Here is a 26,550-nt window from a genome sequence, read left to right on the forward strand (position 1 = left end):
GAATCTCTCAGTTGTGGGAAACGGCCGAGCGGGCGGGTATCAGGCCGGCTTCGCCTGAAGCAGGTTGACGCCGGGGTACGGCAGCGGAGTGACGTCGGCGATCTTCTTCGGATCCCACGCAGTCAGGAGTTCCTGATGGAGAACCGGATAGTAGACAGCGTTTTCGGCGATCTGGTTCAGGTACGACTGCACAAGGGTGCTGCGCTTTGCCGGGTCTGTCTCGCGGGTGGCCTCGTCCATGGTGGCGTAGATCTTCTGTGCCTCGGGGGTGTCGTCCCACTTGGCGTAGGTCTTCGTCCACAGGCCGCCCTTGCTGTACGTGTAGCGCACGAGGAGGTCGACGTCGCTGCCGAACGCCTGTGGGTTGGACGTACCCGCAGCGATCTGGAACTTCTGGCCGCTGTTGAGCTTGCTCACCATGGCGCTGGTATCCTGCGGTTCCAGCGTCGTGTTGAATCCGACTGCGTCCCAAGACTCTTTGATGGTCGGCAAGCAGTCGGCCAACCAGCTGACGTTGGTGGAGAGCAGCGTCAGGTCGAGGCCACTTACACCGGCGGCAGTGAGGAGCGAGCGGGCCTTGTCCGGATCGTACGAGTAGACAGTGGACGCTCGCGCGTAGTCGGGGTTGCGCTCGTACAGGTAGCTCGTGGCCGGTGCTGCCTTGCCGCCGAGGGCGATCTCGATCATCTTCGGGGTGTTGATCGCATAGAACATCGCCTGGCGAACACGAACGTCGTCGAACGGTGCCTGAGTGGTGTCGAAGAGCAGGTACATGAGGTTCATGCCCGGGTTGCCCTCGACGGTGCGCCCACCGGAGGTGAGGGTGGGGACGTTGGCGACGGGGATGTTGTCGGCGAGTTGTGCACCGGCATTGTTGCCCGAGACGCGCGCGATGCGTGAGGAGGTGTCGACGATGGAGAGCCAGTTCATGGTCGCGAAGTTGGCCGGACGCGGCCCGTTGTACGCCTCGAACGCCTCGAAAGCTGTGTTGCTCTTGGGGGTGTGGCTCTTGAGCTTGTACGGACCGGAACCGACGACCAGCGCTCCGGACTTGGCCTCGTCCCAGTGGCCGTCGAAGACGTGCTTGGGCATGATCTTGGCGATCGAGAGACGCTGTGCGGCAGCGCTGAACGGGTAGTTGAAGTTCAGGGTCACCGTTTGGTCGTCGACCTTGGTGACGGACTGCAACCAGGAGGAGAAGAAGGAGCGGATCAGTACGTTCTGCTGTGGATCGAGGATGCGATCGAAGGTGAAGACGGCGTCGTCCGAGGTGACCGGAGTGCCGTCGTGCCAGGTTGCTCCCTCGCGGATTTTCATGGTCCAGCTCGAGGCGGTGGCGTCGGTCGGGACGGCCTGTGCGAGCGCCGCATACGTCTCACCGGTGCCTGGATCGTTTTCGAGCAGTCCCTCGTAGACGTGGTTGATCGCTGCCATGAGGAAACCGGATGCAGTCTGCATCGGGTCGAAGCTCTGGTCGTTGCCGTATCCGATGGCGGTGGTCAGATCGCCGGTGCTCGCGGAACCGCCGACAACCGAGGTCGACGACGGGCCGCCGCCACAGGCCGCGAGAGTCGCGGTGATACCTGCTGCAGCTCCCAGTAGCCCGGTGTACCGGAACAGGTCTCGGCGTGTGAACGCGGAGCTCAGCGGTCGTTCGTTCTTCAAGGCGGCCTCCAAGGCGGGGAGCGGGACATCAAGGGAGTGGATAGGGGATGTCCTATGTTCGACGTCCGATGTTGCGTAACTTACATTGTGGATCAGAAAGCGTCTAGAGAATCTTCGGAACTGGCGGCGCTGAACTTGGACGTTTCGCCGGTTTTGAACCAAAAATAGTGCGCTCACCTGCATAGATGAAGACTGCGTTACCGACGTCGAATTGACGACCGATGACGCTGGCCGTATAACATAGGACATCCCTCATCCAATCTTTGGAGACTTCATGACCCGATACAAAGTCGGTGTGGTCGGTTGCGGATTCTTCGGTAGTTCCCTCGCTCGCGAGCTGGCTGCCCATCCACGTTTCGAACTGGCGATGCTGTGCGACCGTGACTTCGAGCGGGCCAAGGACGTCGCCGCAGAGTTCTCGGCAACCCCGACAGACGATCACGACGCGGTGGCCGCTCACCCGGAGTTGGCCCTCGTTGTCGTCGCGACGCCCAATCACGCGCACGCCGAACCTGCCATCGCGGCACTCGAACACGGCAAGGCAGTTTTTGTCGAGAAGCCACTTGCCGTCGAACTGGTCGATGCGCAGAACATGATCGCGAGCGCCGACGCGAGCGGTTCGCCGTTGATGGTCGGGCACATCATGCGGATGATGCCGGGTGTACGACGTCTGGCGGACCTGCTGGCGTCGGGGGAGCTCGGCGAGGTCGCTGCGATCGAAACGTCTCGCTCACGCTGGATCGACACCGACGGCGCAGATCCACAGTGGTGGAAGCTCGACAAGAGCCGAACGGGTGGAGAACTGACTCACGAGATTCACGAACTGGACCTGATGTGCTGGCTCGGCGGCGAGGTGACTGCCGTGTCGAGCATCGCCACCGCAGACGACGGCTTCCGCAACACAGTGGTGTCGTTCGCCGGCGGCGCGATCGGCAGGCACACCATCTCGACGCGTTCACACACTTCTTCGTGGGAGCTGACGGTCGATGCCGCCGAAGGCTCGGTCCACGCGGACTTCCACACCGGCCGGGTCAGCCGACTGCGCGGGGGACGGGTCGAAGAGTCGTGGCAGATCTTCGACGTCGACGCCGAGAACCAATCGTTGATCGACTCTGCGAGCAGGACGCAGAAGTACAACTCGGGGAACGGAGGATCCTCGCTGTGGATGCAGGCTGCGATTCGCCACGAAATCGACGAGATGGCAGCAGTTCTCGACGGCAAGGCTGACTCCGGCTCACCGTTGACATACGCACGTGAACGCGCACTCGTCGTCGCCGAGCAGGTGCGACTCGGTGGCGGGGAACCGGCGGCGCTGTCGGGAAGTGCGAAGTGACCGTGCGTGTAGCCGTCATCGGCAGCGGCGCAATCGCGCGGGACCACGTCAGCGCTTTGGCGCGCATCCCGTCGGTCGAAGTCGTCTACGTATTCGGCAGTGACTTGGACCGTGCCGCATCGGTTGCGGCATTGGCGCCGGGTGCGAAAGCCAGTACCGATCTGGCGAAGATTCTCGCAGACCCGAGCGTGCACGCGGTCAACGTCGTGGGGGCCACTCCGGACCACGCGCCCGTGACGATTGCCGCAGGCCGCGCGGGAAAGCATGTGCACGTGGAGAAGCCGGCCGCGCTGACAGTCGCGGACTTCGACGCGATGGTCGAGGCCACCGAAGGTGGCGGCGCCTCACTGATGGTCGGACAGACCGTACGATTCCAGCCGTCGATCTCCTCGATCGGAAACTCGGTTGCACAAGGCGCCATCGGCGACCCCCGGCTGATCCACCTCAGTTGGTACACCGGCCACGTCTGGCCAGGGGGCTGGCGAGGCTGGCAACACGACAAGGACCGCTCGGGTGGTCACCCCGTTCACAACGGAACCCACGCTCTCGATCTGGTGACGTGGCTGATCGGTCGTCGTCCGATCCGTGTGTTCGCTCGTAGTTTCCCCACCTTCGCGGCGGGGATGCCCGTGCACGACAGCTTCCATCTGACCGTTCGCTTCGAGGACGGATCGCTGGCGCTCATCGAATTGGCTTACGCACTGCCGCAATCGGGAAAGATGGTGCGCCGGATCGTGGTGTCGGGGACATCCGGCACGCTCGCGCACGACACCGGCGACGACCCAGGCCTGATGACGGATACGACAAACGCGCCGCCGTCGTCGATCGAAGATGCGATGGCGCATCAGATGCGCCACTGGATCGCCACTCTCGACGGTTCCGCGACCCCGATAGTCGAGAACTGGCAGGTACGTGCAGCTCTCGCGACTGCCATCGCTGCACAACAGTCACTCGACACCGGCCGCGCGATTTCGATCGGAGAACACCGATGACCGGCACCGGTTCGATCCGCGTCGGATTTGTCAGCGGCGTAAGGCATGCCGGCTCCTATGCGGACCTGTTGCGCTCCGATCCTCGAGTGAGCTTGATCGGGGCCTCCGACGAATCCTCGGTCCCCGATTGGATTCGTGAGGACGGAATCGCGATGGCAAAGGCCGCAGACATCGAGTGGATCGACGAACTCGGCGAGCTGCTCGACCCCGAACGGATAGACCTGGCGATCATCTGCAGTGAGCCGACCAGGCATGCACGGCTTGCGATTGCCGCACTGAACGCGGGACTCGACGTCCTGGTGGACAAGCCGGTGGGTATCGACGAGTCGGAGGCCGCGGCGGTCGAGGAAGCGGCACGGTCGAACGGGCGAATCTGTACGGTGGTGAACCGCACTCATTCACCTGCGCTCCGGCGACTGCGCCGCTGGATCGATGCCGGAAACCTCGGACTGCCGCGCCACGTGGACATCGAGTTCCTGGCAAGCGGAACACATTTCGCGACGTCCGTCGAGCGTCCCGAACTGGTGGTGGATCCCGCGCTTTCCGGCGGGGGAGAAGTAGTGAACTTCGCCGGTTACGCCGCCGACTACCTCAGATACCTCACCGGCCTGGACGTCACCGAGGTGTACGCCGAGACGAGCACACTCTACGGCGGGGCCCACCAGCAGTTCGGAGTCGAAGACACGGCGTTGATCTCGCTCGCCCTGGAAAACGGCGTCACCGCGACGGTGACCGTCGGAAGAATCCCCGCAGCACCGGGTTTCGGCGCGAATACCGCGACGCTTCGGGTCCTCGGCTCCCACGGATACGCGAGTTCCGACGACGACAAACCCGCGGTGACCCACTTCGCATCCTCGGGAGACGTGACCGCACTACCCATCGGCGGCTTCGGTTCGGACAACGCGGTGTCGAGCTTTCTCTCTCACGTGCTCGATCGACTTCCCACACGGACCGAACCCGACTACACCGTGGCAGACGCCCGCGCGTCGATGCGCGTGATCGATGCTGCCTATCTGTCCGCCTCGAGCGGTCAGCCGGTCTCCGTCTCTCCCTGACAGCCGCACCCACAACTCAATCCGACAACCAACATATGGAGACCCCATGAGCACGGAAACCACCACCTTCAGCGGAATCGTCCCGCCGATCGTCACACCACTGACGCTCGAGGGCGAGGTCGACACCACGTCGCTCGAACGCCTGCTCTCACTGCAGATCGAAGCCGGAGTCGACGGCTTGTTCGTCCTCGGTTCCTCGGGTGAGGTCGGTTACCTCACCGACGCTCAGCGCGCCCAGGTGGTGCAGACGGCCATCGGTCACGTCGGCGGCCAGGTACCGGTCCTCGTCGGCGTGAACGACATGACCACCAACCGGGTCATCGCCGTCGCCGAGCAGGCGCGTGAAGCGGGTGCGGATGCCATCGTCGCGACGGCGCCGTTCTACGCGATCACCGACGCAGCCGAGACGGCAACGCATTTCCGCTCCATCCACGCCGCAGTGGATCTTCCGTTGTTCGCCTACGACGTCCCGGTTCGTGTCCACAGCAAACTCAGCCCGGCAATGCTGGTCGAGCTCGGTCGCGAGGGAGTCATCGCCGGCGTGAAGGATTCGAGCGGCGACGACGTCAGTTTCCGTATGTTGCTCCGTCAGTCGGCCGGGCTCGAAAACTTCGCCGTCTTCACCGGGCACGAGGTAGTCGTCGACGGTTGCCTGCTGATGGGTGCTTCGGGCGCTGTGCCCGGCCTGGCCAACGTGGACCCCCACGGTTACGTGCGACTGTGGCGCGCTGCGCAGGCAGGAGACTGGGCGGCGGCGAAGGCCGAGCAGGATCGACTCACCGATCTGTTCTCCATCGTCGAGGCACCGACACCGGGTCGCGTCAGTGCCGGTGCCGCGGGTCTGGGCGCATTCAAGACGGCTCTGGCCTTGCGCGGCGTCATCACCGGCAACACGATGTGCGCCCCGATGCTCTCGCTCGACGAGTCCGAGACCGCAACGATCAAGGTCGTTCTGGAACAGGCCGGGCTCCTCTGACATGACACCTGGGCAGAAGCGATGGATCGGCATCGACATCGGCGGCACCAAAGTGGCTGCCGCGGTGGTGACGTCCGACGGAGACGTGATCGACACCGTTCGTGCGGCAACACCGACGGCCGGTAGGGAGGCTGTTCTCGAGACCGCCACCGCGTTGGTCGACCGTTTGAGGGCGGATCACCCGGTAGCCGGAATCGGAGTCGGTGCACCGGGAATCATCGATCGGGTGCGTGGCCGCGTCGTCTTCGCCTCCGACATTCTGTCCGGATGGAGTGGCGCCGAGGTTCGCGGGGAACTCGAGGCGCACTCGGGTCTACCGGTGACGGTGGACAACGACGTGCGCGCGATGGCCCACGGCGAGAACATGATCGGCGCCGGTCGCGGTCGAAGCTCTGCACTGTTCGTCTCGATCGGTACTGGAATCGGTGGCGCGTTGACCGTGGGCGGACAGCTGTATCACGGCGCCCACGGAACAGCCGGCGAGCTCGCGCATCTGCTGGTTCCGGTCTCCGGGGCGATAGGTTGCGGTTGCGGTAGAACCGATCACCTCGAGGCAGTCGCCTCTGGCCCGGCGATGGCGGCCGAGTACGCAGCGCGGGCAGGTGTGCCCACTCAACCGTTGCAGAAGGTGGTGGCACTCATGCGCTCCGGCGACCCGATCGCCCGTGCCGTGGTCACCGACGCCGGTACTCTGCTCGGCCGAGTCCTGGCCGGCGTCGCCACCGCATTCGATCCCGAGGTGATCGTCATCGGCGGCGGCGCAGCCCAGATCGGAGCCGACCTCTTGTCGCCGCTGACGTCCGCTTTCCGGGTGGAAGCGATGGGTCCCATTGCCGAAACCGCCATTCTTCCTGCCCGTTTGGGCACCGATGCGCCGCTCGTCGGAGCTGCGCTCCTGGCCGCCGCAACACGAATCGAGGTAACACCGTGACTGTCGAAGAACTGCTCACCATCATCAGCGGGAAGCTGATCGTGTCCTGTCAGGCCGGACACGGCCATGCCTTGCGCGACACCGGGACCATCGAGAGGATGGCCCGCGCCGCGGTCGACGGCGGTGCAGTGGCGATCCGCTGCGGCGGTGTGGGCGGAACCCCGGATGTCGCCGCAGTCGTGTCGGCAGTGAAGGTACCGGTGATCGGTTTGACGAAGATCGGCTCGGAGGGCGTGTTCATCACGCCGACAAGGGAATCAGCCCTCGAAGTCGTGGATTCGGGTGCGCAGATCGTGGCTGCCGACGCCACCCTGCGACCTCGTCCGGACGGGCTGACCTTTGCCGACACCGTCGACGCGGTCCATGATCGCGGCGGCCTCGTCATGGCTGATTGTGGAACACTCGAGGACGGCATCGCTGCCGCCGCGGCGGGCGCCGACATCATCTCCAGCACACTGGCGGGATATACCGAGAACAGCCGACGCCTGGCCGGCCCGGATCTGGAGCTGATCTCGGAACTGCGGCAGGCACTTCCAGATGTAGTCCTCATCGCCGAGGGGCGATACCACAGCCCGGAGGATGCGGCACGCGCCATCGCCCTGGGTGCAGACTCGGTGGTTGTCGGAACCGCAATCACGGATCCGGCGTTCATCACGTCGAAATTTGCAGCCGCAGTATCGGGCGCCGAAGGGCAGAGGGTGTGACCCCGACGTCGAAGGCTTTGAAGTCCAAGACTGCTGAACGGATTCGACTGGAGACTTTGCTCGTAGACTCGTCGACGCCGATCCGGTGGGTCTTCACCGGCGACAGCATCACTCAGGGATTGACGCACACCGACGGTCATCGAAGTTACGTCGAACACTGCGCCGAGCGCGTCCGTGGTGAACTTTCCTTGTTCAACCACGTCCTTGTCAACACCGGGGTGAGCGGCAATCGATCCTCCGATGTGCGTGCAGGTTTCGCACACCGCATCGAAGTGTTCGAACCCTCGGTGGTGTTGATCATGCTCGGTACGAATGACGCATTGAATGGCGAAGAAGGACTGGAGCGGTTTCGAGACGACCTCTCTGACATGATTTTCCGGACGCGAGCGATCGGTGCGGTGCCGATCCTGCAGACGCCGCCACCGATCGACGTCGAGAATGCGCCCACCAGAGCGGGATTGGTTCAGTACGTCGAGGTCGTGCGGCAGGTTGCCGCCTCGACGCGTGCGGTGTTCGTCGACCACTACGCGCAGTGGACGGCCGATTCTCCCGAGGGTCCACCGCCGGCTCTCCTGGCTGACGCGTTCCATCCGAACGAACAAGGGCACTACGTGCTCGCGGACGCCGTGCTCCGTGAGTTGTCGATCGCGGATGCCGAAGTTCCCGTTGTACCGCAGGTGATGTCGTGACACTTCGTGGACAAATTCTGCGTGGACAATTGGTGACCGGTGGTCGATTGCTCTCGGACGGGGTTGTCGAGATCTCGGGTGATCGTGTGGTGTGGGCCGGACCCGCGTCGCAGCGAACCGACCCGTTACCCGAACGGGCAGCTGCGGGAACAACGATCATTCCGGGTTTGGTCGACGTTCACTGCCACGGCGCCGGCGGATTCGGTTTCCCCGAGGCAGACGAGTTCGGATCCACCGTGGCTGCCGATCACCATCGGACGAACGGCACGACCTCGGTGATCGGCTCGCTCGTCTCCGCGCCGCCGCAGATCCTGCGCAGTCGCATCGAGCTCCTGGCAGGACTGGTGGACGAGGGCACGCTGGTCGGAATTCACCTGGAAGGTCCATTCCTTTCGGTACTTCGTTGTGGCGCCCAGGATCCCGACAGCATTCTCGACGGCGACCCGGCTCTGCTCGAGTCGCTGCTCGAAGCCGGCCGTGGGCGCATTCGCTCGATGACGATCGCTCCGGAGACAGCACACTTCGACGAACTTGCCTCATTGCTGGAGCGTCACGGTGCCGTCGTGAGTATCGGACACACCGATGCGTCCAACCCGATTGCGACACGTTCGATCGCACACTCGGCGCATGCACCGCTCAGTGCCACTCACCTGTTCAACGGTATGGCGCCGATGCATCACCGTGCTCCCGGCGCAGTGGCGGCATGTCTTGCCGCGGCTGCGAAAGGACAGATGGTGGTCGAGTTGGTCGGGGACGGAGTACATCTGGCCGACGAGACGGTAGCGACGGTGTTCGATCTTGTCGGTCCGCATCAGATCGCGTTGGTCTCCGACGCGATGGCTGCCGCCGGAATGCCCGACGGCCGTTACCCGCTCGGGCCTCTCGACGTCGACGTGGTCGGTGGCGTGGCGCGATTGGCCGGCCAGGGGGAAACGGCCATTGCCGGCGGGACGAGTCGGTTGATGGACATAGTCCGCCGGGCTGTCAATCACGCCGGCGTCGATCTGCTTTCGGCTGTCATCGCAGCGACGGCAACGCCTGCTTCGCTGATGGGGCTGGCCGGAATGGTCGGCGATCTCGTGCCGGGTTGCCGCGCCGATCTGATCGTCACCGGTCCAGAACTCGAAACCCGCGCCGTCATGGCCGCTGGGAACTGGCTCATGAACTACACCGAAAGCTGAGGAATCAACCGATGGAAATTGTCATTGTCGACAGTGCGGATGCGGCCGGCACCGTTGTTGCCGACATCTTCGAACACGCGGTGCATTCAGGTTCAAGGACTTTGGGCCTGGCGACGGGGTCTTCACCGCTCTCTGTCTACCGCGAACTCGCGCGCCGTCACCGCGAGGACGGGTTGAGTTTTGCCGGCGTGCAGGCGTTCCTGTTGGACGAATACGTCGGCCTGCCGGAAGGCCACCCGGAGTCGTATGCCCAGGTGATCCGCACCGAGCTGGTGAATCACCTGGACCTGGACGCGGCAAGGGTATTCAGCCCCGACGGCACCGCGCCGGATCCATTTGCCGCCGCGGCAGCCTACGACCGGGCGATTGCGTCGAATGGTCCGGTGGACGTACAACTTCTGGGCATCGGCGGCAACGGTCACATCGGTTTCAACGAACCGACGTCCTCGCTGAATTCGAGGACCCGGGTCAAGACGCTGACGGAACAGACTCGAACCGACAACGCCCGATTCTTCGAGAGTCCGGACGAGGTACCACGGCATGTGATCACCCAGGGCCTCGGAACTATCTGCGAAGCAAATCATCTGGTGATGATCGCGACCGGCGAGCACAAGGCCGCTGCGATTGCCGCTGCCGTCGAGGGGCCTCTGGCCGCGGTGTGCCCGGCATCGGTTCTCCAACTGCATCCACACGCGACGGTGGTGATCGACGATGCAGCGGCATCACAGCTTCGGCTCACCGAGTTCTACAAAACGGTGTCTGCGCACAAACCGCTTGCTCAGCACTACTGAGATATCGGGCTAGACGGGCTCTCGCGTCTTCTCGAGGCCGAGTGCCATTTCGGGAGTGAGTAATTGGAAGTCGGATTCTCCGCGCCGGCGGATCCACACCGGATCGGATGTGTTCCATCGTTCGGCGCTCTGCGTTCGAGTGACCACCTTGAACGTCGCCGTTCTCGGGAACTCACTGCACACGCGGATCAAGGTCGGTTTCTGCTTCGGCCCGAGTTCCGGCCGGGAATCGATGTATTCGGCTACGGCTGCCGGGTCGAAGTTGTCGACGTCGCCGACCGGAATCACCGACGCCATGACGCGGTCGCCGACATCGCTGTCGGGGACTGCGTACACGGACACCTGCGCGAAGCCCGGGTAACCGACGAGCGAGCGTTCGATGGGTGCGGCGCCGATGTTCTCGCCGTCCACTCGTAGCCAACCGGAACTGCGTCCCGCGAAGTAGACGTAGCCGTCGACATCGGTGTACGCCAGATCGCCGCTCCAGTACTGGCCGTTGCGCATTCGCTCGGCGTCGGCTTCCGGGTTCTTGTAGTACCCGGCGAATGTGCCTGGGCCGGTGACGTTGACCAGTTCACCGGTTGCCTCGTCGGCATTGGTGATCCGGCCGTCAGCGTCGAAGACTGCAGGCGGGCATGGGGCTCCGGTCTCGGGATCGAGGATCTTGACCCCGTCCGGGAGAAGTCCGAGGGCGCCGGTCCGCGGCACCGGCGCCGCGGAAATCGAAATGCCGCCCTCGGTGGAACCGAACCCGTCGATGACGCGGGCATCGAAGCGCCGGACGAAGGTGGCGACGGCGGGCGCCGAACCCTCGTTGCCGTACATGATCTTCAAGGTGTTCTCCCGCTCGTTCGGCACCTCGGGGGTGGAAGCGATGAAGGACAACGGCTTTCCGACGTAGTTGGAGTACGTGATTCCGTACTTGTGAACGTCGGGCAGAAAGCCCGAAGCGGAGAACTTGCGGCGCATGGCAATTCCCGCACGAGCGTGCAGCGCGACCGTCCACGCCGCCATCATGGCGTTGGAATGGAACATGGGCATCGCCATGTAGACGACGTCGTCGGCGCCGAGCCCGAAACGATCGGCGAGCATGACTCCGGGAGAGGCCAACTTGTGGTGCGTGCACCGAACCGCTTTGGGATCACCGCTTGTACCGGAAGTGAAAATGAGCATCAACAGATCGTCGGGCTGCGCCGTCGACGCGTAGGTCGGCGTATCGGCGAAGGGCGCCAACAATTGCGTCCAGGCCGGAGAATCCACGTTGATCACCCGGACGTCACCGAGATCGACGTCGTCGAGTAGATGTGCCTGGTTGTTCTCGGTGAAGATGACCTGGCAGTCGGAGAGTTGGATGTCTCGCGCCAATGCCGGGCCGCGCCTGGTCGTGTTCAGTCCGGCAGCAACCGAACCCGAGAACGATGCTGCGCCGAGCAGTAGTGAGAATTCGGGGACGTTCTCCATCAGAAGACCGAAATGCCGGGGGCGCGTTCGATCGAGCAGCGTGTCCAGCAGCGCTGCTCGATCGAACGAGCCTTGAATGTGCTCGCGCCAGGTGATGACCTGGTCCTCGAAACGGATACCGCGGTCGTCGATCTCGCTGACTCCGAGGAGTAGATCGGAAACAGTGGGGCTCTGACTCATAGCTGCATCATCATCGATTCGTCTCGGACCAGGTCATGGATTTCCACTCGGTGGGACGCACTCAGGCAGGAACTGCGGCAAGTTCCTTACCCAGTGCGCGAAGCTGATCTGTTGCGTTGCCGAGCAGGAACTCGTGATGCTTGGCCGCGAGGAAGTAGCGGTGAACCGGATGGTCCTCGTCCAGACCAACACCGCCGTGAACGTGAACAGCGGTGTGCCCGACGCGGTGTCCCGCATCTGCAGCCCAGAACTTGGCCGTCTGCACGGCCCCGTCGGACGGAAGTCCTTCGCTCAGACGCCACGCTGCGGCCCAGAGAGTCAGGCGAACGCCCTTGACGTCGATGTATCCGTCGGCGAGGCGCTGGGCCACGGCCTGGAAACTACCGATCGGACGGCCGAACTGCACACGCTCGGTGGCGTATTCGGCGGTCAGCTTCAGCGCTTGATCGAGCACCCCGTACTGGTAGGCGCTGGAACCGAGCTGAATTCGTTCGACGATCCACGCCGCGATGTCGGATCCTTGGGCAACCGAGCCGAGAACACGATCGGCCGGGATCTGCACCGAATCGAACTCGACCAGGGCCGCACTCGAGAAATCCGTGGTCGATTGCCTGGTAATGCTCACGCCCGCGTCCGACGGTTCGACGAGGAAGACCGCGACACCGTCCTCGGTGATGGCGGGGACGAGGAACAGATCTGCGAGCGGAGCACTGTCGACGGTGATCTTTGCTCCGTCGATGCGCCAACCATCGGCGGTCTTCTCGGCACGCGTGATCGGGTGTGCCGGGTCGTCGTTGTATTCCTCGGCGAGGGCCGCGGTGAGTATCTTCTCACCGGCAGCGGCAGCGCTTGCCCAGTCGTCGCGCTGCTTGTCCGAGCCGAATTCGGCTATCGCTGCGGCGGACCCGACGATGGACGTCAGGAACGGAACAGCTGCGACGCCGCGGCCGAGTTCGGCCAGGATGCTGCACTGCTCGAGGACACCGAATCCGTCGCCGCCCACCGATTCCGGAAGGGCCGCGCCGAGAACGCCGGCCGAAGCCAGAGCGTTCCACAAGAGGGCGTCGAAACGGTCTTCGGCGGCGTCGAGTTCACGAAGGCGGTCGTTGGTGACCAGTTCGGTGACGACGGATCGTGTCAGTCCGGACAGGTCCTGCTGGGCCTCGGTAAGGGTGAATTCCATGATCGTTGGTCCTTATCGCTTCGATGCGGGAAGCCGCAGAGCTGTCATGCCGATGATGTCGCGTTGCACTTCGTTGGTACCGCCGCCGAACGTCAGGATCAGCGAAGAACGATGCATGCGTTCGATGCGTCCGCGTAGAAGAGCGCCGGGGGAGTTCTGCCTGATCGTGGCGGAGGATCCGAGGATCTCCATCAGCAAGCGGTAAGCCTCGGTGGCGAATTCGGTACCGAACACCTTGTTGGCCGACGCCGCTTCGGGACCTGGAGCGTGATCGGTTGCGGAGGCGATTTCCCAGTTCATCAACTTCAGGTACTCGGCCTTGGCATGCACGCGAGCCAGATTGATCTGCACCCATTCCTGGTCGATCATGCGTCGGCCGTCGGGCAGCTTGGTGTTCTGTGCCCACTCGCGGACCTCACGCTGCGCGGTCAGAATCGGTCCGGCCGAGGTGAGGGCAACACGCTCGTGGTTGAGCTGATTGGTGATCAGTGCCCAGCCGCCGTGTTCCTGGCCGACTATCGACGACGCCGGGACCCGTACGTCCTGGTAGTAAGTGGCGCTGGTGTCGGGGCCGGCCATGGTGTGAACCGGGGTGTAGGAGAAGCCTTCTGCGGTGGTCGGGACGATCAGCATGCTGATTCCCTTGTGCTTCTTGGCTTCCGGATCGGTGCGGCACGCCAACCACACGTAATCGGCGTACTGGATCAGGCTCGTCCACATCTTCTGCCCGTTGATGACGTAATCGTCACCGTCACGGACGGCCGACGTGCGCAGAGACGCCAGGTCGGTGCCGGCCTCGGGCTCGGAGTAGCCGATCGCGAAGTGGAGCTCACCGCGGGAGATCTTGGGCAGGAAGAAGGCCTTCTGCTCGTCCGTCCCGAAATGCATGATTGTCGGCGCTACGGAATTGATCGTCAGGAACGGCACGGGCGCACCGGCAATGGCAGCTTCGTCGGTGAAGATCAGCTGGTCCATCGCGGAGCGTTCCTGTCCGCCGTACTCTTTCGGCCAACCCAGCGTGAGCCAGCCGTCCTGGCCCATCTGCGCGACGACTTCGCGGTACACATTGCCTTCGCCGTATTCACCCGTCGTGGCAGCGAGTGCTTCACGCCGCTCGGGAGTCATCAGTTGTGCGAAGTAGGCACGCAACTCCTCCTGGAGCTGTTGCTGCTCAGGGGTGTAGGTGATGTGCATGGTTACCTCTCCATAGAGATACGAATCAAAGCGCCAACCATTCGATTGACACAGGTTCTATCGATGCGTACATCGGCGACAAGGGACGCTCTCGCCGTCTCCGGCGGATCGTTCGACGTCCGTTCTCGGTACTTTTTCGAATCATTGCACACGACTGAAACAGGTTCTAGTGTTATCGCCAGGAACGGTGTGCGGCACAGCCCTGCGGCACTCGTTTCGTATCCGTGTTCGCGCCAGTAGTAGTGAGTAGAGAAGAGGAATCGCCATGGAGGTCAGGGTTGATCTGGACCGTTGCGAGGCAAACGGTGTGTGCGTAGGGATCGCACCCGATATTTTCGACCTCGACGACAACGAGGAGCTCGTGATCAGTTCCGTGCGTCCGCCGGAGGATCGCTGGGAAGATGTCCGTTCCGCGATCGCTCAGTGCCCGCGTGCGGCGCTGACCGAACATCCGTGACGATGGTTGCCCAAAACAAGAACACGTTCTAAAGTTGCGAACTCGTGGGTCACGGCAATCGAGCCGGGTAACTCGACACACGACCGCAGAGAACCGGGAGAGCGCTTCGATGAATGCTGTGAACAGCCCAGAAACCAGTCTCGAAGGCAAGGTCGCCATCGTGACCGGTGCCGGATCGGGGCTCGGAAAGTTCGAGGCCATCGGTCTGGCGAAGGCCGGTGCGTCGTTGGTCGTCAACGATCTGGCCCCGAACGAGGCCGTCGAAGCAACGCTCGAGGAGATCCGCGGTCTCGGCGCCAAAGTCGAATTCGTGGCAGGCAACGTCGGTGAGCGTTCTACCGCCGACGCACTGATGGAAGCAGCGCAGGGACAGTTCGGCAGCGTCGACATCGTCGTCAACAATGCCGGCGTCGTACGCGACCGGATGCTGTTCAACATGTCCGACGAAGACTGGGATCTGGTCCTCGAAGTTCATCTTCGCGGCCATTTCCTCCTGTGCCGCAACGCCGCTGCCTACTGGCGGGCGAAATCCAAGGAAGCCGGGGCGCCGGTGTACGGGCGCATCGTCAACACTTCTTCGGAGGCGGGCCTTCTCGGACCGGAAGGGCAGCCCAACTACGGCGCTGCAAAAGCCGGAATCACGGCGCTGACGTTGTCGGCCGCACGTGGGCTCTCGCGCTACGGCGTTCGGGCCAACGCGATCTGCCCGCGGGCACGGACGTCGATGACCGAAGGTGTGTTCGGTGACGCGCCGGCCGACGGCATCGATCCGCTCTCGCCCGAGCATGTGGCATCGCTCGTCTCGTACCTGGCGTCACCGGCGGCCGACGCCGTCAACGGTCAGGTATTCGTGGTGTACGGATCGATGGTTGCGCTGATGGCGGCGCCCGTCGTCGAGCAGCGGTTCGACGCCGAGGGAGATTCCTGGTCGCCGGAAACGCTGTCCGCGGTGATGGGTGACTACTTCGCTGACCGTGACCCGGCAAAGATGTTCTCGGCATCGGCGGCCCTGCGCGCGTTGGGCTGATCGACGGGTCTGATTCTCAGGTGCGCGACACGTAGAACCGTTGTTCACACTTAGACGGTCTACGTGTCCACTTCCTGGTAGAAATAGCGTGTTCACGAGTCGGTGGGCGCGGCACTCTGCCTGCGTTCTGCAACGAGACCAACGGTCTCGAAAAAACTAGACTGTGTTCCAATTTTGCATTCCTGTGAACGATGCGATATTCGATCGACGTGCCCGGTCAAGGCTGGCGCGGTAGCAGGGTCTCGATCCGGCGCCGATAAGCGCAGATCATTCAAAAGTATTAATTTCCAGGATATTTCGGCGAAATTCGCACCGAAAAGGGATGCTTCCCATGGCCCGAACCTTCGGGTTTCGGATCGTCGCCGTGAGGCTACTTCCTAGAGTTGGACACTTGTTTTTGACAGGTGAACACGTTCTAGTTAATATGACCTGAGTCACAAGCTGTCGGGGGCTGGACTATGAGAACAGACAGTACTGCGGCAACCAAGGACGAGGAGGGCGAATGGTAGACCTCGTCGAGGTGCCATTAGGAGCGGTCGGTGGCTTCTTTCAGATGTCCGCCCAAACCTTGAGGGCAGTCTTCTCCCGCCCCTTCCAGCGTCAAGAGTTCATCGATCAGGCCTGGTTCGTGGCGCGAGTCTCGATGGTGCCGACGGTGCTGGTCGCAATCCCGTTCACGGTGCTGGTCAGCTTCACCATCAACATTCTCTTGCGCGAGATCGGTGCAGCCGACCTCAGCGGTGCCGGCGCTGCGCTCGGTACCGTCACACAGGTCGGCCCCATCGTCACCGTGCTGATCGTCGCCGGCGCCGGCGCAACCGCCATCTGCGCGGACCTCTCGGCCAGAACCATTCGCGAAGAGATCGACGCCATGAAGGTGCTCGGTATCAATCCGATCCACCGGTTGGTCGTTCCCCGGGTGCTCGCGTCGACGGGAGTGGCGCTGCTCCTCAACGGACTGGTCTGCACCATCGGCATCCTCGGCGGTTTCGTCTTCTCCGTGTTCATCCAGGACGTGAATCCCGGCGCCTTCGTCAACGGCATCACACTGCTCACCGGATTCGGTGAGCTCATGCTCTCCATGGTCAAAGCAGGACTGTTCGGCATGATCGCCGGCCTGGTTGCGGCCTACCTCGGACTCAACGTCAAGGGCGGCGCCAAGAGCGTCGGTGACGCGGTCAACCAGACCGTCGTGTTCGCGTTCATGGCGCTCTTCGTCGTCAACGTGCTCATCACGACCATCGGTATCAAGTTGACGGCCGGATGAGGCACACGGCAGTCGGAGAGATCGAAGTGAACAGAACGACGAACGACGGACGGGAGGAGATCTGATGGCGTTGGCCGCAGCGGGGCGCTTCCCGCGCACACGTCGACAGATCGGCTCGATCTCTCGCAGTATCGACAGCATCGGTGATCAAGCGCTGTTCTTCGCGAAGGCTCTCGGTCACGCTCCCAAGGCGCTGATGCGTTATCCGCGTGAAACTCTGCGACTGATCGCCGAGATCAGCATGGGCACCGGTGCGCTCGCCGTCATCGGTGGCACCGTCGTGATCGTCGGATTCCTGACACTGTTCACCGGTGGCACCATCGCCGTTCAGGGCTACAGCTCGCTGGGCAACATCGGTGTCGAAGCACTGACGGGCTTCTTCGCCGCCTTCATCAACGTTCGCATCGCAGCGCCGGTCATCGCCGGAATCGGCCTCGCCGCGACCATCGGCGCCGGCTCCACCGCGCAGCTCGGTGCGATGCGCGTCTCCGAAGAGATCGACGCCCTGGAGACGATGGCGATCCCGTCGATTCCGTATCTGGTCAGCACCCGCGTCATGGCCGGCATGATCGCGATCATCCCGCTGTACTCCCTGGCGGTGATCGCGTCGTTCGTCGCCAGCCGCTTTGCGACGGTGTTCCTCTACAACCAGTCCGGCGGCGTGTACGACCACTACTTCACGACCTTCCTGATACCCACGGACATACTGTGGTCGTTCGCCCAGGCGATAGTCATGGCGCTGGCCGTCATGCTCATCCACACCTACTACGGCTTCAACGCAACCGGTGGCCCGGTCGGCGTCGGTGTCGCGGTGGGTAACGCAGTGCGCGCCTCGTTGATCGCGGTCGTCACGGTCACCCTGCTCATCTCACTCGCCATCTACGGCGGGTCCGGCAACTTCAACCTGTCGGGATAGGCGGGCAAGCGATGACCGTACCCAGATGGCACAAGAAGTTGGCCGCAGCCGGCCTGGTCCTCGGACTCGTGGCGATCGTCGCCGTTGCTCTCACCATGTTCTCGGGTGGGTTCACCAAGAGCACGCCCATCACCGTGACGTCCACGCGTGCCGGCCTGGTCATGGAACCGAATGCCAAGGTGAAGCTGCGCGGAGTGCAGGTCGGCCGCGTCGAATCGATCTCCCTCGTCGGCGACCAGGCAAACCTGAAGTTGGCGATGGATCCGGGCCAGATGTCGAAGATTCCGTCGAACGCCCGGGTGGAAATCAAGACCACCACGGTGTTCGGTGCGAAGTACGTCAACATCGTGATTCCCGACGATCCGTCGACCCAGCCGATCCAGGAGGGTGCTGTCATCGCCTCGGACAGCGTCACCGTCGAGTTCAACAGTGTCTTCGAACATCTTTCGGACGTGCTCGCGAAGATCGAACCGGAAAAGCTCAACGCCACACTCGGCGCGATCTCCACTGCGCTCAACGGGCGCGGCGAGTCGCTGGGTGAGGTTCTCGAGCTCGGTGACACCTATCTGAAGAAGATGAATCCGGTTCTGCCGCAGCTCCAGGAAGACTTGGTCGGCGCCGCCGATGTCACCAACCTGTACGCCGACGTGGCACCGGATCTGATGCGCATCCTCGACAATGCCACCGCGACAAGCGGATCGATCGTGGCCGAGCAGGCAAACCTCGACTTGCTGTTGCTCAACGTCACCGGCCTCGCGGACACCGGCAACGCGTTGTTGACCGACAACGAGCAGAACCTGACCACCGCCCTCGACACTCTGACCGCGACGACGACCCTGCTCGACAAGTACTCGTCGGGTCTGACGTGCTTCATCGTCGGGTTGAACGACGGCCGGATCAAGTTCGAGCCGCTGGCAGGCACCGGGGACAAAGCGGCACTGATGCTGAGCGCGAGCTTCATGTACGGCGCCGAGGCGTACCAGAACCCGCAATCTCTCCCCAAGGTCGCGGCCTCCGGTGGACCCAATTGTTATGGTCTGCCCGAATTCGATCCGAAGGTCGACGGGCATGCCCCGTTCGCAGTCACCAACACCGGCAACGTGCCTTTCGTTCCCAACACCGAACTGCGCGTCACCGTGCCGACCATTTTCCAGTATCTCTTCGGTGACTCCTACGAGCAGGAAGACGGGAAGTGATGAGACCGACCACGGTCAAGCTGCTGATTTTCACCGTCGTCATGGCGGTCATCTTCGCCGGACTGGCGATCGTCTTCAGTCAGGTGCGCTTCAGCAGCAGCAACGGATTTCACGCCACCTTCTCGGACGTCTCGGGACTCAAGTCCGGCGACAAGGTACGTATCGCCGGTGTTCCGGTCGGGTCGGTCACCGGAGTGTCCATCGGTGACTCCAACCAGGCCGAGGTCGAATTCGACGTCGATACCAAGTACTCACTGATGAAGAGCACCAAAGCGACTGTGCGCTACGAGAACCTGGTGGGCGACCGCTACATGGAACTGCTCGAGGGCGCTGGTTCCACCGAGACGCTTTCGTCAGGTGGATCGATTCCAGTCGACCAGACGTCGCCCGCTCTCGATCTGGATCTGCTGCTCGGCGGATTCAAGCCGCTGCTTCGCTCTCTCGACCCCCAGCAGGTCAACGACCTCTCCGGGGCCCTGCTCCAGGTGCTCCAGGGCCAGGGTGGAACATTGGTTTCGCTTCTGGGAAACACCAGTTCGTTCACCAGCACGTTGGCGGACCGAGATCAGCTGATCGGGGACGTCATCACCAACCTCAACGACGTACTCGGCACGATCAACGACAAGGGTGATCAGTTCTCCACCACGATCGATCAGCTCCAGCAGTTGGTCAGTGGATTGGCGAAGGACAGTGGCCCGATCGGTAATTCGATCACCGAGATCGCCGGCGCCACCGGAGATCTCGCATCGCTGCTGCAGGCGACACGTCCGGACATCCAGACCCTGATCGGGGAGACCAACCGAACGATGACGCAGCTGGACCTGGGCAAGGACGACATCAATACCGCTCTCGGTCGTCTGCCGTCCGACTACCGGAAGCTGATCCGAGTGGGCACGTACGGAGCGTTCTTCCAGTTCTATCTGTGCGCCAACACTTTCAAGTTCTCCGGACCTGACGGAACGACGATCATCTTGCCCACTGCAGTGCAGGACACGGGAAGGTGCGCAAAAGTCTCATGACCCCTACCCGTGAACGCAATCCGGTACAGATCGGTGTCATCGGTCTCGTCCTGGCGGTGGCAACAGTGGGTGCCGCGCTTCAATACGATCAACTCCAGTTCATCAACGGCGGCATTCGCTACTCGGCGTACTTCCAGGATGCCGGCGGCCTGGTCACCGGCGACGACGTCACCATGGCCGGCGTGAAGGTCGGCAAGGTCAGCGACGTCGAACTCGACGACCAGAAGGTGCTGGTCACCTTCACCGTTCAGGACGGTGTCGCCCTGGGCGAGCAGACCGCGGCCGACATCAAGACCAACACGGTTCTCGGCCGAAAGTCGTTGGCGGTGCGGCCGGAAGGATCCGGACTGCTGCGCACGGACACGCCGATTCCGGTGGAACGCACCAACTCCCCGTACTCGCTCAACGACGCTCTGGGTGACCTCGGGACAACGGTGTCCGAACTCGACACGGAACAGATCAACGATTCGCTCAACGCGATCTCGGACACCCTGGCCGATACTCCGCCAGAACTTCGCACCGCATTGGACGGAATGACGCGGCTTTCGCAGAGCATCAACTCACGCGACGAGAGCCTGCTCCAATTGCTCTCGCGGGCCGAAGATGTCACCAAGATCCTCTCCGACAGAAGCGGTCAGATCGATTCGTTACTGGTTGACGGAAACAAGCTGTTTGCCGAACTCAGCTTGCGGCGTGACGCGATCAGCGAACTGATCGTCAACACCGGCGCAGTCTCACGTCAACTGTCAGCGCTGGTGCAGGAGAACGAGGCTCAGATGGGGTCGACCCTCGAGAAGCTGAATTCGGTCGCCGAGGTTCTTCAGCAGAACAAGGACAACATCGCCGGGGCGCTCGACGGCCTCGGACCGTACATCACCGCGCTCGGCGAGACCGTGGCCAGCGGCCCGTTCTTCGATGCCTTCATCATCAACATTCTGCCGAGTAACTGGTGGAAGACCTTGGTGGACACCAGCGTCGCACCCGAGCAGGTTCCGGGCGACCTGGAAGACTTCTTCCCCGGCATTCCACCGACGATCAGGGGGCCGGGAGAATGACCGAGACCATGACTTCACAGGATTCACAGGGCTCCACCAACCCACGCAAGAAGTGGGTGCTGATCGGAGCGGGTGTGCTGGTCGCGCTGCTCGTGGCGGGTGCGGCCTACCTCTTCATCCCTGGCCTGGGCAAGACCAAGATCTCCGCGCACTTCGTCTCGACGACAGGTCTCTACGAGGGCGACGTCGTGCGAGTGCTCGGTGTCAACGTCGGCAAGGTGACGAAGATCGAACCGCGTGATCGGGACACGTACGTCGAGATGAAGATCGACTCGAGCGTCGACGTTCCGGCAGATGCCAAGGCGCTCATCGTTGCTCAAAGCCTCGTGTCCGCACGCTTCGTGCAGTTGACTCCGGTGTATTCCGGCGGGGAACAGATGCCCAATGGCGGCGAGATCCCGATCGAGCGCACCGCCGTTCCGGTGGAGTGGGACGAGATCAAGACCGAACTGACCAAACTGTCGGACGCACTCGGACCGGAGGGTCTGGACGATCAGGGTTCCCTCGGCCGATTCATCGACACCGTGGGAACGAACCTCGACGGTAACGGTGAGTCCATTCGGTCGACGTTGCGCGAACTCTCGGCCACGATGCACACGCTGTCCGAAGGCCGGACCGATTTGTTCTCCACCATTCGGAACCTGCAGGCGTTTGTCACTGCGTTGTCCTCGAGTAACGAGCAGATCGTGCAGTTCAGCGGTCACCTCGCTTCGGTGACAAGCGTTCTCGCAAGCAGCTCCGACGAGTTGGGCACCGCCCTCAGCGATCTCGACCTGGCGGTGGGCGACGTTCAGCGGTTCGTCAAGGACAACAGCGAGGGACTGAGCGAATCGGTCGCGCGTCTGGCCGATGCCACCCAGGTACTGACGGACAAGCGCCCGGAGATCGAGCAGGTTCTGCACTCCGGACCGACGTCGCTTGCCAACTTCTATCAGATCTACAAACCGGCTCAGGGCAGCATGACCGGCGCAATTGCACTGAGTAACTTCAAGAATCCAATCCAGTGGATCTGTGGTTCCATCGAAGGCATCGACAGTGGTAACTCCCAGAACAGTGCCGACCTGTGTAAGCAGTACCTCGGGCCGGTGCTCAGCACGATGATCGGCAACTACCCCGGATTCCTGTTCAACCCGGTCGCGGGCGTGCAGGCTTTCCCGGATCAGATCGTCTACACCGAACCGGGATTGGAAGCGGCAAGTCAGAATCAGCCGGAAACCGTCGCAGGACCGATGTCAGGTGCTCCCATGACGAGTGTTCCCAAGGATCTCGCCGAACTCTTCAACATGGGCGGAGGGAACTGATGCGGGTAGCTCGCAAGACTACGGTTGCCGTGTTGGCCACGGCAGTGGCACTCGGCGCCAGCGGTTGTGAATGGAACGGTCTCAACTCTGTGCCGATGCCAGGAACTCAGGGCCGGGGCGAAGGCGCATACGAGGTCCAGATCGAGATGCCGAACGTGACTACGCTGTCGCAGAATTCGCCCGTCCGGGTGGATGACGTTGCAGTGGGAAGCGTTTCGAACATCGAGGTTCAGGGCTGGCACGCTCTGGTGACGGTGTCGCTGAATCCCGAGGTTCAGTTGCCTGCCAACGCGACGGCGAAAATCGGCCAGACCAGCTTGCTCGGCTCTCAGCACATCGAGTTGGCGCCGCCGGTTGGAGAAGAGCCCGAGGGCCGACTCGAAGCCGGTGACCTGATTCCGATCGAGCGGGCGGGCGCTTACCCGACGACGGAACAGACGCTGTCGTCGCTGTCCGTTGTTCTCAACGGCGGCGGTCTCGCTCAGGTTCAGGACATCACGAAGGAACTCAACGCGGCTCTCGGTGGGCGTGAAGATTCCGTTCGAGACCTCCTGCCTCAGCTCGATCAGCTGGTCGGAAGTCTGGACAAGCAACGAGGCGACATCGTTTCGGCGATGGAAGGACTCGATCGACTGTCCTCGACCGTCCAGGCACAGCACGACACCTTGAACAAAGCGCTCGAAGGTATTCCGCCGGCACTCGAGGTTCTTGTCGCTCAGCGTCAGGACATCACCAACGCGTTGACCTCCCTCGGTGGTCTCAGCGAGGTGGCGAGCCGTGTCATCCAGGAGAGCGGCGACGATTTCGCGACCAACGTTCGGGCTCTTTCGCCGACTCTGAAGGCCTTGGCGGATTCGGGTAACGCTCTCACTCAAGTTCTCGGAGTCCTCTTGACGTTCCCGTTCCCACAGAACGGAATCGACAACGTCATCCGCGGTGACTACGCCAACCTGGCGATGACCATCGACATCTCGCTGCCCCGACTCGACGCGAACTTCCTCACCGGAACTCCGTTGGCAGGAACACTCTCCGGCCCGGAAGGTGTGTTGGGTAAGCAGGCCGGGCTCGCCGGACAGACAGGCAACCCGTTGAGCGATCCGCTCAAGCCTGCCGCACCGCCGGCCCAGGCTCCCGCCGGACAGGCTCCCGCTGCGCAGGCCCCGGCAGCGGATCCGAATACCATTCAGATTCCGGGACTTCCGCCGATCAACATTCCAGGACTTCCTCAGGGGGCACCGGCACCATGATGCTCACAAAGTTCGTCCGTATCCAGCTCATCATCTTCGCCGTCTTGACGGTTGTCGGTTTGATCGTGATGGCCACTCAGTACGTGCGTGTTCCGGCGATGGTCGGTATCGGCCGTTACGACGTCACTGTCGAATTGCCCGCCACCGGTGGGCTGTACAAGAACTCGAACGTCACGTACCGCGGTCAGACCATCGGTGTCGTGAACGCGGTGGAGCTCTCGGAGACGGGTGTGAATGCGCGACTGTCTCTCGAGAGTGGCGTCAAGGTTCCGTCGGACGTCGATGCTGCGGTCAAGAGTGTGTCGGCGATCGGCGAGCAGTTCGTCGATCTGATCCCGCACACCGACAGCTCCGGAGCGATCGTCGTCGACGGGCATCTGGAAAACGGATCGGTGATTCCCGAAGACAGAACCAGCATTCCGCAGGATGTCGGCGCGATGCTCGATCAGGCAGATCTGTTGCTGCAGAGCATTTCCGACACCAAGCTCAAGACCGTCATCGACGAATCCTTCAAGGCGTTCAACGGTGCCGGCCCGGATCTGCAGAAGCTGATCGACTCGGCTCGGCTGTTCGTCGAGGAGGCGAACAACAACTCCGACGCGACCAAGACGCTGATCGAGCAGGCCGGTCCACTCCTGGACACTCAGGTGGTCAGCAGCGACGCCATCCGTTCCTGGACAAGCAATCTGGTGACGTTCACCGACCAGCTCCGAGCCAGCGACCCTGATCTGCGTGCCGTCATCCAGAAGGGTCCGGCCGCAGCGGCGGAGGCGAATGCTCTTCTGCAAGACATGCAGCCGACATTGCCGATTCTTCTGGCGAACCTCGTGTCCGTCGGACAGGTCGGCGTGATCTACAACAACGCGATCGAGCAGATTCTGGTCATCTACCCGCCGCTGGCCGCAGCGCTGGTCACGGTGGCAGGCTCCGGCCCGGCTGCGGATGGTGCACTGGTGGACTTCCACATGGAGGTCAACGACCCGCCGCCGTGCACTACAGGATTCCTGCCCGCAGAGCAGTGGCGCAGTCCGAAGGACGAATCACCGATCGAGACGCCGTCGGATCTCTTCTGCCAGGTTGCCCAGGATTCGCCGATCGCCGTGCGCGGCGCGAGAAACCTTCCCTGCGAGGAGTATCCGGGACGTCGTGCGCCGACGGTCGAACAGTGCCGTTCCGGCTACGTACCGATGGGCACGAACCCGCAATCCGGGCCTCCGGAACCGATTACCGCGACCCCGAGCTCGTACACGTCGACGCCTTCGGTCTCGGCTCGTCGGTACGATCCGATTACAGGCACGTACATCGGGCCGGACGGAAGGACGTACTCGCAACCGAACCTCGGTGGCGGCGACGTCAGTCTCGAACAGTTCATGAAGGGTCAGCAGGGTTGATGACAGACGAAGATCCACAGGCCGGGCAGCGGGTGCGCCGTCGCGCGTCCCGCAGCGCCGGACCCACGGGTGCGGATGCAGACGCTGCCGCGGTAGTAGTGCCCACCGAAAAGAAGTCGGCCGAACAGAAGCCAGCCGAGCAGAAGGCGGCTGAGCAGAAGGTGGCTGAGCAGAAGGCGGCGGCGCCAGTTGCTTTGGGCAAGCCCGATACTCCACCTGAGAAGGTCGTCAGCGGTGATCAGGTCGCGACCAAGGCTGAGCCGACCGGTACTGCCGAAACCCCCGCAGAAACTGCTGTGGACACCCCTGTTCGTTCGAAGCCCAAGGCCGGGCTGGTAGTCGGGATCGCCGTTGCTTCGGTGATCGCTGTTGCTCTTGCGGCCCTGACGGTGTTTCTTCTCGTCGACCGGAACAAGGCGTCCAATGCCGACGAGGACCGAGCCCGCTACGTGGCCGGTGCCCGGACCACCGCACTGAATCTGACGACACTGCACGCGGATACAGCGGCTGCCGACCTCGACAAGTTCCTCGCCGGCACCACCGACGAGTTCAAGTCGCAGTTCGACGGACGCAAGGATTCGTTTGTCAACGTCCTCGGGCAGGCCGGAGTTCAGACCGACGGCGAGGTACTCGAAGCCGGGTTCGAGAAGTCCGACGGCGATTGCGGGACTTCATTGGTCGCCGTGCGTGCGATGCAGAAGAACGGCGACGAAGCGCCCGCTGAACGCAACTACCGACTCCGAATCACCATGTGCGACGTCGACGGGCAGTTGCTTGCCTCGAATGTGGAGTTTGTGCCATGACCCCAGAAGTAATCCCCGAGACGTCCAAGCCCAAGCGCGTCTCACCGCTCGCCATCGTTCTGTGCGTCATCAGTGCAGTGGCCATCGCGTTGGCGGCAGTGTCGGCGTATCTCTACTTCGGTCCGGGTGGAACGCGTGACATTGCGGCGATCGATCAGACCAGAGACGAAGTGGCACAGGCCTCTTCCGATCAGGCGGTTGCGATGTTCCAGTACGACTACAACAACGTCGACCAGCAGTTGCACGCGGCCACAGACGGTTTGACGGGCGATTTCCAGGGCACGTTCACCAACCTGATCGAATCGGTGATCATTCCGGGAGCCAAGGAAAAGTCGCTGACCGTTCAGGTAGTCGTCCAGGGCGCCGCGGTTCTCGACGCCGAGGCAGACAGTGCGACGACGATGCTGTTCCTCAATCAGATCACCACGTCTTCGGAATCACCCGAAGCCGTCGCCAGTGGTAGTCGCGTCAAGATGAGTCTGGAGAAGCAGGACGGGCGTTGGCTCGTGAACAACGTCCAACCCTTCTGATCAAAC

25 protein-coding genes are annotated in these 26,550 nt (G+C 62.7%); 21 read left to right on the forward strand and 4 right to left on the reverse strand.

Annotation, left to right across the window (positions count from 1 at the left end; genetic code table 11):
• Positions 1-39 precede the first annotated feature (39 nt).
• The gene (locus tag GJB56_RS26910; RefSeq protein ID WP_113682424.1) at positions 40-1,665 is read right to left on the reverse strand and encodes an ABC transporter substrate-binding protein; all 1,626 of its coding nucleotides are present in this window, start codon (positions 1,663-1,665) and stop codon (positions 40-42) included.
• Positions 1,666-1,939: 274 nt separating this feature from the next.
• Here GJB56_RS26910 and GJB56_RS26915 point away from each other — a divergent pair, with 274 nt between their 5' ends.
• The 9 genes from GJB56_RS26915 to nagB are packed head-to-tail and all read left to right on the forward strand — an operon-like array spanning position 1,940 to position 10,317.
• Entirely contained in the window at positions 1,940-2,998 is a 1,059-nt protein-coding gene (locus GJB56_RS26915; protein WP_113682150.1) for a Gfo/Idh/MocA family protein, read from the forward strand.
• The gene (locus GJB56_RS26920; protein ID WP_113682151.1) at positions 2,995-3,990 is read left to right on the forward strand and encodes a Gfo/Idh/MocA family protein; all 996 of its coding nucleotides are present in this window, start codon (positions 2,995-2,997) and stop codon (positions 3,988-3,990) included. The genes GJB56_RS26915 and GJB56_RS26920 overlap by 4 nt, the downstream gene beginning before the upstream one ends.
• Entirely contained in the window at positions 3,987-5,045 is a 1,059-nt protein-coding gene (locus tag GJB56_RS26925) for a Gfo/Idh/MocA family protein (RefSeq protein ID WP_019746990.1), read from the forward strand. The genes GJB56_RS26920 and GJB56_RS26925 overlap by 4 nt, the downstream gene beginning before the upstream one ends.
• Before the next feature lie 46 nt (positions 5,046-5,091).
• The gene (locus GJB56_RS26930) at positions 5,092-6,021 is read left to right on the forward strand and encodes a dihydrodipicolinate synthase family protein (protein ID WP_007734313.1); all 930 of its coding nucleotides are present in this window, start codon (positions 5,092-5,094) and stop codon (positions 6,019-6,021) included.
• 1 nt (position 6,022) lies between these two features.
• Complete coding sequence (locus GJB56_RS26935; protein ID WP_019746991.1) at positions 6,023-6,952, forward strand: ROK family protein; 930 nt, start codon at positions 6,023-6,025, stop codon at positions 6,950-6,952.
• Positions 6,949-7,656 carry an N-acetylmannosamine-6-phosphate 2-epimerase gene (locus GJB56_RS26940; RefSeq protein WP_047889266.1) on the forward strand — a complete coding sequence of 236 codons (708 nt, stop codon included), beginning with the start codon at positions 6,949-6,951 and terminating at the stop codon, positions 7,654-7,656. The genes GJB56_RS26935 and GJB56_RS26940 overlap by 4 nt, the downstream gene beginning before the upstream one ends.
• Positions 7,653-8,345: an SGNH/GDSL hydrolase family protein gene (locus GJB56_RS26945; protein WP_046377970.1), complete on the forward strand. Its 693-nt coding sequence runs from the start codon at positions 7,653-7,655 to the stop codon at positions 8,343-8,345. Before GJB56_RS26940 ends, GJB56_RS26945 begins: the two co-directional genes overlap by 4 nt.
• On the forward strand, positions 8,342-9,526 hold the full coding sequence (locus GJB56_RS26950) for an N-acetylglucosamine-6-phosphate deacetylase (protein WP_097387844.1): 1,185 nt from the start codon (positions 8,342-8,344) through the stop codon (positions 9,524-9,526). The genes GJB56_RS26945 and GJB56_RS26950 overlap by 4 nt, the downstream gene beginning before the upstream one ends.
• 11 nt (positions 9,527-9,537) lie before the next feature.
• The gene (gene nagB, locus GJB56_RS26955; RefSeq protein WP_020968501.1) at positions 9,538-10,317 is read left to right on the forward strand and encodes a glucosamine-6-phosphate deaminase; all 780 of its coding nucleotides are present in this window, start codon (positions 9,538-9,540) and stop codon (positions 10,315-10,317) included.
• 9 nt (positions 10,318-10,326) lie between these two features.
• Here the strand turns inward: nagB and GJB56_RS26960 are convergent, their stop codons facing one another.
• The 3 genes from GJB56_RS26960 to GJB56_RS26970 form a co-directional block, all read right to left on the reverse strand.
• Positions 10,327-11,958 carry a long-chain-fatty-acid--CoA ligase gene (locus tag GJB56_RS26960; RefSeq protein ID WP_113682152.1) on the reverse strand — a complete coding sequence of 544 codons (1,632 nt, stop codon included), beginning with the start codon at positions 11,956-11,958 and terminating at the stop codon, positions 10,327-10,329.
• A gap of 61 nt (positions 11,959-12,019) precedes the next feature.
• Positions 12,020-13,141 (reverse strand): acyl-CoA dehydrogenase family protein, encoded by a 1,122-nt coding sequence (locus GJB56_RS26965; protein WP_020968503.1) that lies wholly within the window; start codon positions 13,139-13,141, stop codon positions 12,020-12,022.
• Between the two features lie 12 nt (positions 13,142-13,153).
• The gene (locus GJB56_RS26970) at positions 13,154-14,335 is read right to left on the reverse strand and encodes an acyl-CoA dehydrogenase family protein (protein WP_003945878.1); all 1,182 of its coding nucleotides are present in this window, start codon (positions 14,333-14,335) and stop codon (positions 13,154-13,156) included.
• A gap of 265 nt (positions 14,336-14,600) precedes the next feature.
• Here GJB56_RS26970 and GJB56_RS26975 point away from each other — a divergent pair, with 265 nt between their 5' ends.
• The 12 genes from GJB56_RS26975 (at position 14,601) to GJB56_RS27030 (ending at position 26,544) form a co-directional block, all read left to right on the forward strand.
• Positions 14,601-14,792 (forward strand): ferredoxin, encoded by a 192-nt coding sequence (locus GJB56_RS26975; protein WP_007734330.1) that lies wholly within the window; start codon positions 14,601-14,603, stop codon positions 14,790-14,792.
• A 109-nt stretch (positions 14,793-14,901) separates the two neighbouring features.
• Positions 14,902-15,819, forward strand: a complete 918-nt coding sequence (locus tag GJB56_RS26980; protein ID WP_113682153.1) for a 3-oxoacyl-ACP reductase — start codon at positions 14,902-14,904, stop codon at positions 15,817-15,819.
• Between the two features lie 502 nt (positions 15,820-16,321).
• Positions 16,322-17,086, forward strand: a complete 765-nt coding sequence (locus tag GJB56_RS26985) for an MlaE family ABC transporter permease (RefSeq protein WP_113682154.1) — start codon at positions 16,322-16,324, stop codon at positions 17,084-17,086.
• 64 nt (positions 17,087-17,150) lie between these two features.
• A complete protein-coding gene (locus GJB56_RS26990) occupies positions 17,151-18,002 on the forward strand; it encodes an MlaE family ABC transporter permease (protein ID WP_003945759.1) in 852 nt (283 codons plus the stop codon).
• An 11-nt stretch (positions 18,003-18,013) separates the two neighbouring features.
• Positions 18,014-19,198, forward strand: coding sequence for an MCE family protein (locus GJB56_RS26995; RefSeq protein ID WP_003945815.1), 1,185 nt, complete (start codon positions 18,014-18,016; stop codon positions 19,196-19,198).
• Complete coding sequence (locus GJB56_RS27000) at positions 19,198-20,217, forward strand: MCE family protein (protein ID WP_019746999.1); 1,020 nt, start codon at positions 19,198-19,200, stop codon at positions 20,215-20,217. The genes GJB56_RS26995 and GJB56_RS27000 overlap by 1 nt, the downstream gene beginning before the upstream one ends.
• Entirely contained in the window at positions 20,214-21,272 is a 1,059-nt protein-coding gene (locus tag GJB56_RS27005) for an MCE family protein (RefSeq protein WP_113682155.1), read from the forward strand. The genes GJB56_RS27000 and GJB56_RS27005 overlap by 4 nt, the downstream gene beginning before the upstream one ends.
• Positions 21,269-22,573, forward strand: a complete 1,305-nt coding sequence (locus GJB56_RS27010) for an MCE family protein (RefSeq protein WP_019747000.1) — start codon at positions 21,269-21,271, stop codon at positions 22,571-22,573. Before GJB56_RS27005 ends, GJB56_RS27010 begins: the two co-directional genes overlap by 4 nt.
• Positions 22,573-23,820 (forward strand): MCE family protein, encoded by a 1,248-nt coding sequence (locus tag GJB56_RS27015; protein ID WP_020968506.1) that lies wholly within the window; start codon positions 22,573-22,575, stop codon positions 23,818-23,820. Before GJB56_RS27010 ends, GJB56_RS27015 begins: the two co-directional genes overlap by 1 nt.
• Complete coding sequence (locus GJB56_RS27020) at positions 23,817-25,211, forward strand: MCE family protein (protein WP_020906318.1); 1,395 nt, start codon at positions 23,817-23,819, stop codon at positions 25,209-25,211. The genes GJB56_RS27015 and GJB56_RS27020 overlap by 4 nt, the downstream gene beginning before the upstream one ends.
• Positions 25,211-26,014, forward strand: a complete 804-nt coding sequence (locus GJB56_RS27025) for a hypothetical protein (RefSeq protein WP_113682156.1) — start codon at positions 25,211-25,213, stop codon at positions 26,012-26,014. The genes GJB56_RS27020 and GJB56_RS27025 overlap by 1 nt, the downstream gene beginning before the upstream one ends.
• On the forward strand, positions 26,011-26,544 hold the full coding sequence (locus tag GJB56_RS27030; protein WP_019747004.1) for a twin-arginine translocation pathway signal: 534 nt from the start codon (positions 26,011-26,013) through the stop codon (positions 26,542-26,544). The genes GJB56_RS27025 and GJB56_RS27030 overlap by 4 nt, the downstream gene beginning before the upstream one ends.
• Positions 26,545-26,550 lie beyond the last annotated feature (6 nt).

It is taken from the genome of Rhodococcus sp. AQ5-07 (assembly GCF_009707305.1).
Taxonomy (GTDB): Bacteria; Actinomycetota; Actinomycetes; order Mycobacteriales; family Mycobacteriaceae; genus Rhodococcus_F; species Rhodococcus_F erythropolis.